This is a genomic window from Bacillus sp. FSL R5-0820, assembly GCF_038593385.1.
Classification (GTDB): Bacteria; Bacillota; Bacilli; order Bacillales; family Bacillaceae; genus Bacillus; species Bacillus altitudinis.
Window position 1 is genome coordinate 1,759,760 of the sequence record NZ_CP151991.1, and the last position, 13,670, is coordinate 1,773,429.

At 39.8% G+C, this 13,670-nt stretch carries 17 protein-coding genes and 1 pseudogene; 11 read left to right on the forward strand and 7 right to left on the reverse strand.

Annotation, left to right across the window (positions count from 1 at the left end):
- Positions 1-6: 6 nt before the first annotated feature.
- From NST15_RS08940 to NST15_RS08965, 6 genes are all read left to right on the forward strand, one after another.
- Complete coding sequence (locus NST15_RS08940; protein ID WP_008343807.1) at positions 7-510, forward strand: TlpA disulfide reductase family protein; 504 nt, start codon at positions 7-9, stop codon at positions 508-510.
- Positions 511-586: 76 nt separating this feature from the next.
- Entirely contained in the window at positions 587-712 is a 126-nt protein-coding gene (locus tag NST15_RS08945; protein ID WP_003211002.1) for an FbpB family small basic protein, read from the forward strand.
- Between the two features lie 51 nt (positions 713-763).
- Positions 764-907 carry an acid-soluble spore protein N gene (locus NST15_RS08950; protein ID WP_008357830.1) on the forward strand — a complete coding sequence of 48 codons (144 nt, stop codon included), beginning with the start codon at positions 764-766 and terminating at the stop codon, positions 905-907.
- Positions 908-922: 15 nt separating this feature from the next.
- Positions 923-1,165 (forward strand): small acid-soluble spore protein Tlp, encoded by a 243-nt coding sequence (tlp, locus tag NST15_RS08955; protein ID WP_017359579.1) that lies wholly within the window; start codon positions 923-925, stop codon positions 1,163-1,165.
- Between the two features lie 103 nt (positions 1,166-1,268).
- Positions 1,269-1,691, forward strand: coding sequence for a thioesterase family protein (locus tag NST15_RS08960; RefSeq protein ID WP_008343800.1), 423 nt, complete (start codon positions 1,269-1,271; stop codon positions 1,689-1,691).
- 3 nt (positions 1,692-1,694) lie between these two features.
- On the forward strand, positions 1,695-2,003 hold the full coding sequence (locus NST15_RS08965; RefSeq protein WP_008343798.1) for a hypothetical protein: 309 nt from the start codon (positions 1,695-1,697) through the stop codon (positions 2,001-2,003).
- A 41-nt stretch (positions 2,004-2,044) separates the two neighbouring features.
- Here the strand turns inward: NST15_RS08965 and NST15_RS08970 are convergent, their stop codons facing one another.
- Complete coding sequence (locus NST15_RS08970; RefSeq protein ID WP_008343795.1) at positions 2,045-2,332, reverse strand: HesB/YadR/YfhF family protein; 288 nt, start codon at positions 2,330-2,332, stop codon at positions 2,045-2,047.
- A 96-nt stretch (positions 2,333-2,428) separates the two neighbouring features.
- The gene (gene plsY, locus NST15_RS08975; protein ID WP_008343794.1) at positions 2,429-3,010 is read right to left on the reverse strand and encodes a glycerol-3-phosphate 1-O-acyltransferase PlsY; all 582 of its coding nucleotides are present in this window, start codon (positions 3,008-3,010) and stop codon (positions 2,429-2,431) included.
- A gap of 154 nt (positions 3,011-3,164) precedes the next feature.
- Here plsY and NST15_RS08980 point away from each other — a divergent pair, with 154 nt between their 5' ends.
- From NST15_RS08980 to parC, 3 genes are all read left to right on the forward strand, one after another.
- Positions 3,165-3,578: a CoA-binding protein gene (locus NST15_RS08980; RefSeq protein ID WP_144716658.1), complete on the forward strand. Its 414-nt coding sequence runs from the start codon at positions 3,165-3,167 to the stop codon at positions 3,576-3,578.
- A gap of 415 nt (positions 3,579-3,993) precedes the next feature.
- Complete coding sequence (gene parE / locus NST15_RS08985; RefSeq protein ID WP_007499323.1) at positions 3,994-5,961, forward strand: DNA topoisomerase IV subunit B; 1,968 nt, start codon at positions 3,994-3,996, stop codon at positions 5,959-5,961.
- Between the two features lie 2 nt (positions 5,962-5,963).
- Positions 5,964-8,405 (forward strand): DNA topoisomerase IV subunit A, encoded by a 2,442-nt coding sequence (parC, locus tag NST15_RS08990; RefSeq protein ID WP_058213730.1) that lies wholly within the window; start codon positions 5,964-5,966, stop codon positions 8,403-8,405.
- 53 nt (positions 8,406-8,458) lie between these two features.
- On the opposite strand, the gene NST15_RS08995 is transcribed toward parC, so the two are convergent.
- The 3 genes from NST15_RS08995 to NST15_RS09005 form a co-directional block, all read right to left on the reverse strand.
- Positions 8,459-8,584 carry a hypothetical protein gene (locus tag NST15_RS08995; RefSeq protein ID WP_008343787.1) on the reverse strand — a complete coding sequence of 42 codons (126 nt, stop codon included), beginning with the start codon at positions 8,582-8,584 and terminating at the stop codon, positions 8,459-8,461.
- Between the two features lie 29 nt (positions 8,585-8,613).
- On the reverse strand, positions 8,614-8,961 hold the full coding sequence (locus NST15_RS09000; protein ID WP_008343786.1) for a hypothetical protein: 348 nt from the start codon (positions 8,959-8,961) through the stop codon (positions 8,614-8,616).
- A gap of 195 nt (positions 8,962-9,156) precedes the next feature.
- A complete protein-coding gene (locus NST15_RS09005; RefSeq protein WP_065460428.1) occupies positions 9,157-10,329 on the reverse strand; it encodes an MFS transporter in 1,173 nt (390 codons plus the stop codon).
- Between the two features lie 77 nt (positions 10,330-10,406).
- Here NST15_RS09005 and NST15_RS09010 point away from each other — a divergent pair, with 77 nt between their 5' ends.
- Both NST15_RS09010 and NST15_RS09015 read left to right on the forward strand, forming a co-directional pair.
- A complete protein-coding gene (locus tag NST15_RS09010) occupies positions 10,407-11,570 on the forward strand; it encodes an isocitrate/isopropylmalate dehydrogenase family protein (RefSeq protein ID WP_065460430.1) in 1,164 nt (387 codons plus the stop codon).
- A gap of 2 nt (positions 11,571-11,572) precedes the next feature.
- Positions 11,573-11,891 (forward strand): annotated as a pseudogene (locus tag NST15_RS09015) (maltose acetyltransferase domain-containing protein).
- Positions 11,892-12,082: 191 nt separating this feature from the next.
- On the opposite strand, the gene NST15_RS09020 reads toward NST15_RS09015, so the two are convergent.
- Both NST15_RS09020 and NST15_RS09025 read right to left on the reverse strand, forming a co-directional pair.
- Positions 12,083-12,796, reverse strand: coding sequence for a DsbA family oxidoreductase (locus NST15_RS09020; RefSeq protein WP_342499021.1), 714 nt, complete (start codon positions 12,794-12,796; stop codon positions 12,083-12,085).
- Positions 12,797-12,922: 126 nt separating this feature from the next.
- Complete coding sequence (locus NST15_RS09025) at positions 12,923-13,543, reverse strand: NAD(P)H-dependent oxidoreductase (RefSeq protein WP_254506442.1); 621 nt, start codon at positions 13,541-13,543, stop codon at positions 12,923-12,925.
- Positions 13,544-13,670: the final 127 nt, after the last annotated feature.

Genomic DNA, 13,670 nt, shown 5'->3' on the forward strand with positions numbered 1-13,670 from the left:
TCAATCATGTGGAAAAAAGGAATGGCAAGCGCTGTTTTACTTGTGTTGATTGGTTTACTTGCGTGGAATGTATTCGGACCAAAAGAACCTGCCATCGGTCTTGAAACAGGGGACAAAGCCCCTGATTTTGAGCTCAAAACCCTTGATGGCAAAACGGCATCTTTATCTGATTATCGAGGGAAAAAAGTACTTCTCAATTTTTGGGCGACATGGTGTAAGCCTTGCCGAACAGAAATGCCAGATCTAGATGCAATTAGAAGTGAAAATGACCAAGTTGAGGTACTAGCGGTGAATTTGACGAACACTGAAAAGAGTGTGGATCACGTCGCATCTTTTATTGATGAACTTAAGGTCAGTTTTCCTGTTTTATTAGATCAAAAAGGTATTCAAGCGAGATATCAGGTACTTTCATATCCGACGACATACATACTAGATGAAAAAGGGCGTATCCTGTCTGTAAAGCATCAAATGCTCACAAAAAAAGAAATTGAAAAAGAGCTGGATCTATAATGATTCAGCTCTTTTTTGCTTATTTTCTAAATGTTTTGGCGAAAATGGTATGAACAGAGTGGAGGTGGTGATAGAAATGAGACGAAGAAAGCGCCGTACTTTTGAAGAACTTGTGCTTGAAAATAAAAAAGAATTATTAAGCAATGAGGAATTTTTAAACCAGCTTGAAGAAAAGTTGGAAGAGCGATTTAGACAGAAATAAGTTATGATTTGACCTTTTTCGTTCATCCTAAAGAAGAGGGAGGGATGAATGATGGGTAGAGAGCATGATAAACAAGCGCAGTTTACACCAGACCATTTAGGGACAAAACCTGTAGCATACAAACGAAATAAAGGCAAAAAGATGCATAATAAATCGAATGAACAGCCTGATGTGATACAGACGAAGGGCGAATAATAGGAGGGAAGCATGATGAATGACAAGTCATATCAATCCAATCCAGATGATCGTTCTGATAATGTTGAGAAGCTGCAGGATATGATCGAAAACACACTTGAAAATATTGATGAATCTGAAGCAGCAATGGGTCTTTCAACAGAGGAAGAAAAGCAGATGATCAAGCAAAAAAATGAAAACCGTAGAACAAGTATTGACGCAATGCGTTCTGAAATAAAGGACGAGGAAGCAGCAAGAAAGAGCGGTTACACTGAATAAACCAGGGATTCCTGGTTTATTTTATTGCCTCTTTTTAGAAGAACCATTTGGAATGTGGTAAAATGTCAGAGACGTTAGGTTTTGATAGGAGAGCGATGAAAACGTGTATGTATCTAAAAAAGAAATAGAAGTCCGTTATGCAGAAACAGATCAAATGGGTATTGTGTATCATGCCAACTATTTAATCTGGATGGAAGTCGGCAGAACAGCTTTAATTAAAGAATTAGGCTTTTCCTATGCCCAGTTAGAGGCAGACGGTGTCCTTGCACCTGTTGTCGATCTTCAGGTTCAATATAAGAAACCACTACTGTACGGTGAAACGGCTACAGTTCACACATGGATTGAAGAATATAACGGCGTGAAAACAGTGTATGGCTATGAAATACAAAAACCTGATGGACAAACGGCTATTACAGGGACCACTTCACATATTTGTGTGGACAAAGAAACCTTTAGACCGATTCAATTTAGAAAAGCTTTCCCTGCATGGCACAGCGTATACGAACAGTCCAAGAAGCAGGTTTGATTCATGGCATTTGGAATTAAAAGAAAGGATCTACATGCTTGGAAATCAGCTGTTCGGCAAGGGAATGTGGCCTTTTTGACACACTATTGGCTTGATGACCGTTTTCCGCATGCGAATACTGTCACAAAGGCAGCCTGTCAGGATATGGAGCAATTAATCGCTTGGGGACAAAAGCATGGATTAAAGAAAGAATGGATTCATGTTCGCGAAGGTTTTCCTCATTTTGATCTCATCGGTGATTCGCAAAAACGGATTTTACAAAAAGAGCGGTCGTTAGGAAACATTCAGGAGTATGGACTTTATATTGAGTGATAAACAAAAAAGATACCCGAGGGATGAGGTATCTTTTTTGTTTATTCATAATGAAATTCTGGTTCTTTCACGGACTCGTTATAATCAATATGCAGATCATGGTTGTCAAAATACCAAATATCACTTTCTTCTACGAAGAAAGTAATGCCTTCTACTTCAGCGGTTGCGCCGGCATTTTGAGGTTCATCTTTTGCGACGCCGAGAGAAAAGCCTTTTTGTACATTACTGCACCCGCCATATCTGACAAAAAAGCGAACATGATCACCTTTTTCTAAATCCAGTTCATTCTTGTACCAATTGAGTGCATCATCTTTTATCGTTAATTTCAATGTGATCGCCCCTTTTTGAAGTCATGCTGTTTTTAAATGCAGGATGCAAAAACAGCTTTTCTTTACTTTTACCACATATTTAAATTGATGAAACGGCTAAAGCCATTTGATTTTCGGTTCAGTTTTGTTGAGAATTCGTTTGAGGTTGGCGATGTGTCTGAAGATCACAAAGCCAGCAAGAACGGCAACAACAATAATTAAAAATAGATCTTGGGTGAATATGCTGTAAATGAATGTGTAGATCCCAGTCAGCATAGATGATAATGAAACATATTTACTAATGTATAAAAATAAGAAAAAAGCAGCGATCATCGTGATAAATAAGAATGGGGCATAAAATAACAGCACGCCGCCTGATGTAGCGACCGCTTTTCCCCCTTTAAATTTTGCAAAGACAGGAAAGCTGTGACCGATAACAGCAGCCACTCCTGCTAATAAGGGATGAATGTCCAGTTGCATGAAAAACGGTAAAGCCGAAGCAAGAGTCCCCTTTAAAATATCAGCAGTGATAACGATGGACCCTGCTTTAACACCCAGTGTACGGAATGCATTCGTCGCACCTAGGTTCCCGCTGCCATGTTCACGGATATCGATTCCCTTTGCAGCTTTCCCGACAATGAGACCTGATGGAATACTGCCGAGAAGATAAGCCAAAATAAACATCAAAGCAATTAACATCTGCATAACTCCTTTATATTCTCCCTCTTGTCTTACATTTTAACATGATCTTATGAAAAACATGGCGATCTTTTTTTGAAAAAAACGATGGCCGATGAATTCAGCTTTGTTTTTAACAAGAAATTCGCTAAAATAGAAGAAAAGGAGTGTCTGGATGAATCATCCTTCAAAACAAGAAATTGGGCGTATATTAAAAAGCAGTAAGCGAATTGCGGTTGTTGGTTTGTCAGATCAGTCGCACCGAACGTCTTATATGGTTTCAAAAGCCATGCAGGATGCCGGTTATGACATCATTCCTGTCAATCCAACGATTGATGAAGCACTTGGGGTAAAAGCGGTCGACTCTTTAAAAGACATAGAAGGGCCTGTTGATATCGTCAATGTCTTTAGACGTTCCGAGTTTTTGCCTGAGGTGGCGAAAGAATTTCTTGAAATAAATGCACCTGTTTTTTGGGCGCAGCAAGGCGTATATCATGAAGATGCGAAAAGGCTGATTGAGGAAAATGGCAAGGTCGCCATCATGGATTTATGTATCAAAGTGGCTCATGCGATGACAAAAACTCATTAAATCGTCAAAAATCCTTGAAAAACCAAGGATTTTTGCTTTTTTGTTGCAGAAATATATTTGCGATTCTAGAAGAAAGCGATAAAATAAGGCGACAGGGACATATCGGTGACCTTGCATATCGAGAAAAAGAGCGATAAGATAAATATAGAACATTTGTTCTGTTTTGCTAAAACCATCATATGATTGCATTTGGCTTATGAAACAGTCTTGTTTATAATGGACTTCTAGTTCTGATTGCAGAATGTAGAACATTCTCATAACCGTGCAAAAGAGCATGTATCGCTGAATCACACATGCATGGTGATGATGCAGCTTATTAAAGTGGACAGTAATGAGCAGCATGATCATCATTAAAATCTAGAGAGATCATTGATGATTAGCCGGTTATGTTTGTTAGTGAAAGGGGATTAAGCATTTGGTTAAAAAGCAGCAAGTAGATTATAACGATGATTCTATTCAGGTGCTAGAGGGGCTTGAAGCGGTCCGTAAACGTCCAGGGATGTATATTGGATCGACGGATTCACGCGGTCTTCATCACCTTGTCTATGAGATTGTAGACAACTCTGTCGATGAAGTGCTCGCTGGCCATGGAGATCATATCATTGTCAAAATACATAAAGATAATAGCATTTCCGTCCAAGATAAAGGGCGCGGAATGCCTACTGGTATGCATAAGCTTGGAAAACCGACACCAGAAATCATTTTAACGGTCCTGCACGCAGGCGGAAAATTTGGTCAAGGTGGTTATAAAACAAGTGGTGGACTTCACGGGGTTGGGGCGTCCGTTGTGAACGCACTTTCAGAGTGGCTCACCGTGACGATAGAACGCGATGGATTTATTTATCACCAGCGCTTTGAACATGGCGGAAAGCCAGTCACATCACTTGAAAAAATCGGGAAAACGAAAAAGACCGGTACACTGATTCATTTTAAGCCAGATCCAACGATGTTCAGTGTCACCACCTATAATTTTGATACATTATCAGAGCGTTTAAGAGAATCAGCCTTTTTATTAAAAGGGCTAAAAATAGAGCTGATTGATGAGCGCCATGATGTGCAGGAAACCTTTTATTATGAGACAGGTATTGAAGCGTTCGTTGCTTATTTAAACGAGGAAAAGGATGTACTTAGTGAAGTCGTTTCGTTTGAAGGCGAACATCAGTCCATTGAAGTCGATTTTGCCTTTCAATTTAACGACGGCTATTCAGAAAATATTCTGTCGTTCGTCAATAACGTAAGAACCAAAGATGGCGGTACGCATGAGTCTGGTGCAAAAACGGCCATGACGAGAGCCTTTAATGAATATGCACGCAAAGTGACCCTTTTAAAAGAAAAAGATAAAAATTTAGAAGGTACGGATATTCGTGAAGGCCTGTCAGCTGTTATTTCTGTCAGAATTCCTGAAGAACTTCTTCAATTTGAAGGACAAACAAAAGGAAAGCTTGGAACGAGTGAGGCTAGGTCTGCTGTAGACGCTGTGATCTCTGAAAAATTGGCTTATTTCCTTGAAGAAAACCGCGAAACGGCAACACTGCTTGTGAAAAAAGCGATTAAAGCGCAGCAGGCAAGAGAAGCGGCTAGAAAAGCAAGAGAAGAAGCAAGGAGCGGCAAGAAACGGAAAAAATCTGAAGCGACACTAAGCGGAAAATTAACACCTGCTCAATCTAGAAACCCGGCAAGAAATGAACTGTATCTAGTAGAGGGCGACTCAGCGGGTGGATCAGCCAAGCAAGGACGTGATCGAAAATTCCAAGCGGTGCTGCCGCTTCGAGGGAAGGTCATTAATACAGAGAAAGCAAAGCTTGCGGATATTTTCAAAAACGAAGAAATCAATACCATTATCCATGCCATTGGCGGCGGGGTTGGTGTCGATTTTAATGTAGAAGACATCAATTATGACAAAATTGTCATCATGACAGATGCTGATACAGATGGGGCGCATATTCAGGTTCTATTGCTTACATTCTTCTACCGCTATATGAAGCCGCTGATTGAGCATGGCAAAGTATTCATTGCCCTTCCGCCTTTATATAAAGTCAGCAAAGGCTCAGGGAAGAAAGAAGTCATTGAATATGCTTGGTCTGATGAAGAAATGGATGACGTACTAAAGAAAGTTGGAAAAGGATATACGATTCAGCGCTATAAAGGTTTAGGTGAAATGAATGCCGACCAGCTATGGGAAACGACAATGAATCCAGAGTCGAGAACGCTTGTCAGGGTGAAGATCGATGATGCTGCACGGGTGGAACGCCGCGTCACGACACTGATGGGTGACAAAGTAGAACCACGCCGTAAATGGATTGAAAAGAATGTCGCCTTTGGACTTGATGAGGAAAGCAACATTCTTGAAAATGAAAACTTGTCGCTAGCTGAGGAGGTTTAAACATGGCACAACAAGAACGATTTCATGATTTACCGTTAGAAGAAGTGATTGGGGACCGTTTTGGTCGCTATAGTAAATATATTATCCAAGATCGTGCACTTCCAGATGCACGTGATGGATTAAAGCCTGTACAACGAAGAATTTTATATGCGATGTATGCAGAAGGAAATACACAAGATAAAAACTTCCGTAAAGCTGCCAAAACAGTCGGTAACGTCATTGGTAACTATCATCCTCATGGTGATTCTTCTGTTTATGAAGCCATGGTGAGAATGAGCCAGGAATGGAAAGTGCGAAATGTGCTAATTGAGATGCATGGAAATAACGGGAGTATCGACGGAGATCCTCCTGCTGCCATGCGTTATACGGAAGCAAGGCTTTCTGCCATTGCATCAGAGCTTTTAAAGGACCTCGACAAGGAGACAGTCGAATTTGTCGCGAACTTTGATGATACAAGCAAAGAGCCTGTTGTTTTACCAGCGATGTTTCCCAACCTTCTTGTGAACGGTTCAACAGGGATTTCAGCCGGTTATGCGACTGATATTCCGCCGCACCATCTAGGAGAAGTGATTGATGGCGTGATTAAGCGAATCGAACAGCCGCATTGTACGGTTGAGGATTTAATGACAGTCATCAAAGGGCCAGATTTCCCAACAGGCGGGATCATTCAAGGTGTGGATGGTATTAAGAAGGCATATGAAACAGGAAAAGGAAAGATTATGATTCGCGGAAAAGCGGAGATTGAAACCATCCGCGGTGGACGCCAGCAAATCGTGATCACAGAAATTCCTTATGAAGTGAATAAGGCCAATCTTGTCAAAAAGATGGACGAGTTCCGCATTGAAAGAAAAGTAGAAGGAATTTCTGAAGTTCGGGATGAGACGGATCGTACCGGCCTTCGGATTGTTGTAGAGCTGAAAAAAGAAGCGGATGCGAATGGTGTCTTGAATTTCTTATATAAAAATTCTGATCTGCAAATCCCATATAACTTTAATATGGTCGCGATACATAACAGAAGACCGACTTTAATGACGCTTACAACTGTACTAGACGCTTACATTACTCATCAAAAAGAAGTGGTGACGAACCGCTCAGCATACGAGCTTCGAAAAGCAAAAGAACGTCATCATATTGTAGATGGGTTAATTAAAGCTCTTTCCATTTTAGATGAAGTCATTGCGACGATCCGTTCGTCTAATGATAAGCGTGATGCGAAAAACAATTTGATGGAGAAATATGATTTTACAGAAGCACAATCAGAAGCGATTGTTTCTCTCCAGTTATATCGTTTAACAAATACAGATATCACTCAACTAAGAGACGAAGCAAGAGAGCTTGACGTGCGAATTGCAGAACTTGAAGACATTTTAGCGAATGAGAAAAAGCTGTTTAAAGTCATTACGAACAACTTGAAGAAGTTGAAAAAGACGTATGCTGATGAAAGACGATCTGTTATTGAGGAAAAAATTGAAGAAATTAAGATTAACCTTGAAGTGATGATCGCATCAGAGGACGTGTACGTCACAGTCACAAAAGATGGATACATCAAACGGACAAGCCAGCGTTCCTATGCTGCATCAAACGGTAAGGACTTCGGTATGAAGGATACAGACCGACTGATTCACCAGTTTGAAATGAATACAACAGATGTTCTTCTGCTCTTTACGAATAAAGGGAGCTATATTTACTGTCCAGTTCATCAGCTGCCAGATATACGCTGGAAAGACATGGGGCAGCATATTACGAATATTATTTCGATTGATCGCGATGAATCCATTCAAAAAGCGATCCCAATTAAAGAATTCGATGAATCATCGTATCTCTTGTTCTTCACAAAAGGCGGTATGGTGAAGAAAACAGAGCTTCTCCAATATAAAGCGCAGCGCTATTCAAAACCGCTTGTCGCCTTGAATTTAAAAGGTGATGATGAACTTGTAGATGTTCATGTCACAACAGGTCAGCAAGAATTGTTTATTGCAACGAAAAATGGCTATGGATTATGGTTTGATGAAGAAGAAGTGAGTGTGGTCGGTCCGAGAGCGGCTGGTGTGAAAGGCATCAATTTAAAGGACGGAGACGAGGTGGTCTCTGGACAAATGATTGATCCGAAGAACAATGTGCTTGTTCTCACGACACAAAGAGGTGCTGTGAAGCGGATGAACCTCTCTGAATTTGATAAGACATCAAGAGCAAAACGTGGAGTGATCATGCTAAGAGAATTAAAGAAAAACCCTCACAGAATTGTTGCTGTGATTGCTGCTTCACTGCACGATACACTTGAGATTGATACGGAAAAGGGTGCCACGATCCCGCTCGATATTTCCACACTAAGAGCAAATGATCGTTATAGCAATGGATCGTTTATTTTAGATGAGGAAGAGCAGGGAGAAGTAACTCAAGTTCTTTTATCACCTGCTGCATCTGACCAAGATGACAATAAATAAGCAAAATGAAAACCCCCTGCGTAAGGCAGGGGGTTTTTTATGATGAGGTCAATTTAACTCTCGTGATTGCCAAACATGCTTGTGATGGCATGCACTACTTCAATTCCTTGGTAAACGAAAAGAGAAAGTGAAGTGACAGAGAACAGACCTAGAATGAATACTCTTAAGAAAAATAACATCGTGTAAAACCTCCCAATTTTTGTTTGATTTAAATGGTTGGGTTAACACGAGCTACTCGGAAATTCGAAGACTGGTAGAACACTGCAAGTAAATGCTTCTTTTTCCGGTCAAATCGATCAGTATAAGTGATGCGTGCAAATCCAGCTGCCATACTGCCAATGACTAGCAGTGCTGTAAATGCCGCAAATACTGCGTTCACATGTTTTTGTTTCTTTTCATCGCCTGCTGTCTGAACGATTTTCATTTCATGTGATTCTTGATCAGCAACCACCTTTGCATGATGGTATACCTGAACGGAATGAGGCATTGAGAACAAATGAAAACTTGCAAGTGCTATGAATAAGACTGCTAATTTTAACAGCATATTTTTTTTCATTTTTCTCACCCCTTCCTGTTTATTTTCATGATCTTACCACGTTTTCAGTTATTTGAAAAGTCTTATTTTTTTACTTTCCCTCTTTAAAAAAGCGCTAAACATCAAGATATCTATAGGACTGTTTCACTTCATGAAAGGTTTCAATTTTATTTATTAAATTAAAAAAAAGTACCGAGATCAAAGATCTGGCACTTTTCAAAAAGAATGTATTGATGTCGGTTTTGCAACAGCTTTTGTGAAGATTCCCGCAATACAAATGGCAAACAGAACAAAAATAAACGCATGAAGCAGTCCGACTTGATTGGCGAGCAGTCCTAAAACAGGGGGCCCTGATAGAGAGGCTGTATACCCAGATAAAGTGACGATACTGACACGTTTGACAGCATAGCGGCTATCATCACCAGCTGCTGAAATGGTCAGCGGGAAGCCTAAGGACGCGCCAAGTCCCCATAAAAAGATAGATATCATACACACGACGAGTGAAATCTTTAAAATCACCAAGAATAGTCCGGCGGCAGCAGATAAGATCGCGATTCTTAGCAATAGCACCCTGCCAAAGCGATCAATGAAACGTCCGCTTACCAGTCTGCCACTAATCATCCCGCACAAAAATAATGCATAGATGACCGTACTCATTGAATGAGAAACCTGATAGCCATCAACCATTGCTAGTGGAATCCAATCATTTGCAGAACCTTCTACAAATGCGAGACATAAGGCAATCATCGCTAATGAGATCGTCCGTTTGTTCAGCCATGATGTTTGAGAAGCCTCAACTGATTCTGTCTGCGTCTCATCCTGATCTTTTCCTGTCCCGTGCGGAATAAACCGTGTACAAATCAGGATACTGAGAAAGAAAAGGAGTGCAATGGTGAGAAGGTGAATGAGGACAGACACACCTAAATAAATAAAGAGAATTCCGGCACCTGCACCAATTAACGTTCCAATACTGAAAGAAGCATGCAAAATCGGCATGATCGTTCTCTTGATCTGATACTCAATCTCCGTTCCTTCTAAGTTCATGGCTACATTGCACATGCCTGAGCCTGAACCAAAAAGAAAAAGACCAGCAGTGACAATCAGCGTAGAAGAGAGGGCGGCGCCGATTGCAAGGGTTGAGAATCCAATAAACATCAAAAAAGCGCTGACCACAATCGCCACTCGGCCGCCTTTTTTGCGAACGAATACATTGGAAAGAATCAGCCCGACAATGGAACCTACAGATAGGCCGAGTAAAATGAGTCCCATTGTGCCTGTATCTGCTTGCAACAAATCTCTCACTTCTGGTGTTCTTGAAAACCAAGTGGAGATGGAGATCCCAGACATCGTAAAAATAACAATGATCGCTTTATACCACTTTAATTTCATCTAATCCCTCATATCTATGTAGTCATACAGAACAAATCTACTCGATTATAAATGAGACTTCCTGATTCGTAAATAACATGAGGGAGGATCATCATGAAGAAAATATTCCAACTTCATCATTCTTTGATAGAATAAAGACAAAAGGGGCGATACATATGTCATATCGAATGGGTGTTTTAAAGGGAGACGGGATTGGACCGGAAATTGTTAATTCTAGTATGCGTATTTTAAAGACAGCGCTGTCACAGTTCAAAGAACCATTTGTGGAATTTGTAGAGTGTCCTATCGGTGCTGAAGCCATTCATTCTCATCAAGATCCAGTGCCAGCTTCTACGATAGCCGCCTTGAAAAAATGTCATGGCTGGATATTAGGACCTCATGATTCAGCTTCATATCCTGATCTATTGAAAGAAAGAAGAAATCCAAGTGGAGAACTCCGTCATACATTTGATGTATTTGCAAATATTCGTCCATCGCAATCGCTGCCAGGTGTAAAAAGCGTTGCCAGTGGCGTCGACCTTGTCATTTTTCGAGAAAATACAGAAGGCTTTTATCCAGACCGGAATATGTATCAGGGGACAGGAGAGTGGATGATTACACCAGATGTCGCCATATCTACAGGTGTGTTTACAAAAAAAGCAATTACCCGTATTGCCCACGCAGCCTTTCAACGTGCAGTGGAGAGGAGGGGGAAAGTCACCATTGTTCATAAAGCGAACGTGATCAAATTAGGATCTGGCTTGTTTTTACGAACATGTCAAGAGGTAGCGAAAGCATATCCGCAAGTAGAGGTTGAGGATATTCATATTGATGCGATGGCTGCCCATTTAGTGAGACGTGCAGGTGATTTTGATGTGATTGTGACAGAAAATATGTTTGGCGACATTTTATCTGATCTTGCAGGGGAACTAGTCGGCAGTTTAGGAATGGCACCCTCATTAAATTGCAACGAAAATCAAGCGATGGCACAGGCGGCACATGGTTCAGCACCGGATATAGCTGGTCAAAATATCGCCAATCCAATGGGCTTGATTCTTTCTACAGTGATGCTTTGTAACTGGCTACATGTGAAATATCAAGATGAAAGATTAAAACAGACAGCCAGTCTGATCGAACATACTCTTTATGAGACCTTAAAAAAGAACTTGAAAACGAAGGATTTAGGAGGAAATGAGACGACGACACAATTCACCGAGGCATTCATTCAAACGATGAATGAAGTTTCAATAAAAGGGAGATGAACATGAAAACAGAAAAAGAAAAGATGATCAAGGGAGAATACTATCAGCCAAATGACCACACATTGATGGCAGATCGAGCAAAAGCGCGACAAATGTACATATATATACAGCTGGACATCCGTTAAATCCAGAAGAACGTCAAACAGGTATTGAATTCGGCAAATCAGTCACAATTGGACATGCGGTGCCATTATCAATCCAGGTGTGACAATCGGAGATCATGCTGTCATTGCATCAGGATTCGTTGTGACAAAAGATGTTCCGGCAAATGTGATTGTTGGCGGGAATCTTGCAAAAATCTTAAAACATTTAGAGGAATGAAAATCTAACAAATCAACCGTTGGATTTTCGTTTTTCGTTTCATCTCAATAAGATAAGTATACTTAATAATGAGACAAGAAAATTTTAATTGCTCTTTAACTTCCTAGAATATATATTATGTAAACTAAAAAAGACTTATATCGATAGAATGACATAAGCCTCTTAGGTTCAATTCAATTTTTGAATATCCATTAAAATTTACACGTTCCATCTGAACAATATTCATCGAGCGACGACTCTAATTTATGCTCTTCAACCTTACGATTCGCGTACTCTTCTTTCCATACCTGTTGTAATGTTTCTAAAAACACTTCGCTAGGTTGTGCTCCTGAGATGACATATTTATCATTCACAACGTAAAAGGGCACGCCCTGAATCCCAATTTTAGATCCCTGGGCTCTATCAGCTGCGATATTCTCGCTATATTGATCATTTGATAAAACATCCAAAGCTTCGTTGCCATCAAGACCTATTTCACTTGTAAGTTGAGCAAGTGTTGCGTGATCACCGATATCTAGTGAATCTGTGAAATGAGCTTTCAAAATACGTTCCATAAACTCCCGAATCTTCCCTTTCTCTTTTGCATAATAAGAAAGACGAAGTGCATCATATGAATTCGTAGGAATCATTGTATCAAATTGATAATCTAACCCAACCTCTTTTGCTTTCTGTTTCAATTGATTGTTCAGTACTTTTGCTTTTTCATATGGGACACCATGCTTAGAGGATAATACTTGATGAATATCCATTCCTGTATTTTTTTTCGTATATGGATCTAATTGAAAATGTCGAAATAAGACTTCGACCTCTTCTTTATGTTCAAACTGTTCTAACCCTATTTCAAATTGACGTTTGCCAATATAACAAAACGGGCAAACAAAATCAGACCAAATTTCTACTTTCATCCTATGTTCCCCCTTTATGATTTTAATGAATGTATTTTGTCTATTCTTCTTTATTACGCTTTTGAACGTGCGAGGTGGGATGATGTTAATTAAAATCTTTTTAACTAATCCCACCAATGCTCTTTTTTAAAACGTTCGTGCTACCGTTTTTGCTTTTTCAATTGTTGAAGTAACAATTTCTTCTTCTTTAGTTGGATCATAGTCAATACCTTCAACAAAAATCGTTGGTTCCACTTCAATTCCAACAAACTTCAGCGCACCTCTTACGTAAGAATCGGAATGCTCCATTCCAATTGCCTGTGAATAAAATCCTCCCATACCATGAATATGGATTGCTTTTTTCCCTTTCATCAATCCTTCTGGACCTTCTGATGTATATTTAAACGTTTTTCCAGCACTCATGATTGTATCAAAATAGGCTTTTAATAAAGGTTGGATTCCTAAATTCCACATTGAAGACTGAATGATGTATTTATCTGCTTCCATAAATTGCTTTGTGAATGCATTCACTGCTTCTATTTTTTGTGCTTCAACATCTGTTAGCACTTCCCCACTTCTTAACTTCTTTTGTCCAGTTAAAAAATCAGCATCGATTAATGGCACATTTGCATAATAGACATCTACTTCTATTATTTCATCCGCTGGGTTTACTTCCTTATATTCAGTGATAAATGCTCTAGCAACTTGCGTACTTCTTGATTGTTCCTCACTTTGAGGTGTTCCTTTAACAAATAATACTTTTGACATGATCATTTCCCCTTTATGATTTTGATTTTGAATACTTATAAAAAGAATGCACACGCAATATTTTGGTATGACCCTAAATGATTCCTATAATTTCTGCTGAATCAACAACCTCATACAAAAAGCTGAT

Bases quoted from the DNA above. Each gene is read 5' to 3' on its own strand.
- NST15_RS08940 (WP_008343807.1), top strand. From the start codon at position 7: ATGTGGAAAAAAGGAATGGCAAGCGCTGTTTTACTTGTGTTGATTGGT.
- NST15_RS08945 (WP_003211002.1), top strand. From the start codon at position 587: ATGAGACGAAGAAAGCGCCGTACTTTTGAAGAACTTGTGCTTGAAAAT.
- NST15_RS08950 (WP_008357830.1), top strand. From the start codon at position 764: ATGGGTAGAGAGCATGATAAACAAGCGCAGTTTACACCAGACCATTTA.
- tlp (WP_017359579.1), top strand. From the start codon at position 923: ATGAATGACAAGTCATATCAATCCAATCCAGATGATCGTTCTGATAAT.
- NST15_RS08965 (WP_008343798.1), top strand. From the start codon at position 1,695: ATGGCATTTGGAATTAAAAGAAAGGATCTACATGCTTGGAAATCAGCT.
- plsY (WP_008343794.1), bottom strand. From the start codon at position 3,010: ATGTTAATTGCTTTGATGTTTATTTTGGCTTATCTTCTCGGCAGTATT.
- NST15_RS08980 (WP_144716658.1), top strand. From the start codon at position 3,165: ATGAATCATCCTTCAAAACAAGAAATTGGGCGTATATTAAAAAGCAGT.
- parC (WP_058213730.1), top strand. From the start codon at position 5,964: ATGGCACAACAAGAACGATTTCATGATTTACCGTTAGAAGAAGTGATT.
- NST15_RS08995 (WP_008343787.1), bottom strand. From the start codon at position 8,584: ATGTTATTTTTCTTAAGAGTATTCATTCTAGGTCTGTTCTCTGTCACT.
- NST15_RS09000 (WP_008343786.1), bottom strand. From the start codon at position 8,961: ATGAAAAAAAATATGCTGTTAAAATTAGCAGTCTTATTCATAGCACTT.
- NST15_RS09005 (WP_065460428.1), bottom strand. From the start codon at position 10,329: ATGAAATTAAAGTGGTATAAAGCGATCATTGTTATTTTTACGATGTCT.
- NST15_RS09010 (WP_065460430.1), top strand. From the start codon at position 10,407: ATGAGGGAGGATCATCATGAAGAAAATATTCCAACTTCATCATTCTTT.
- NST15_RS09020 (WP_342499021.1), bottom strand. From the start codon at position 12,796: ATGAAAGTAGAAATTTGGTCTGATTTTGTTTGCCCGTTTTGTTATATT.
- NST15_RS09025 (WP_254506442.1), bottom strand. From the start codon at position 13,543: ATGTCAAAAGTATTATTTGTTAAAGGAACACCTCAAAGTGAGGAACAA.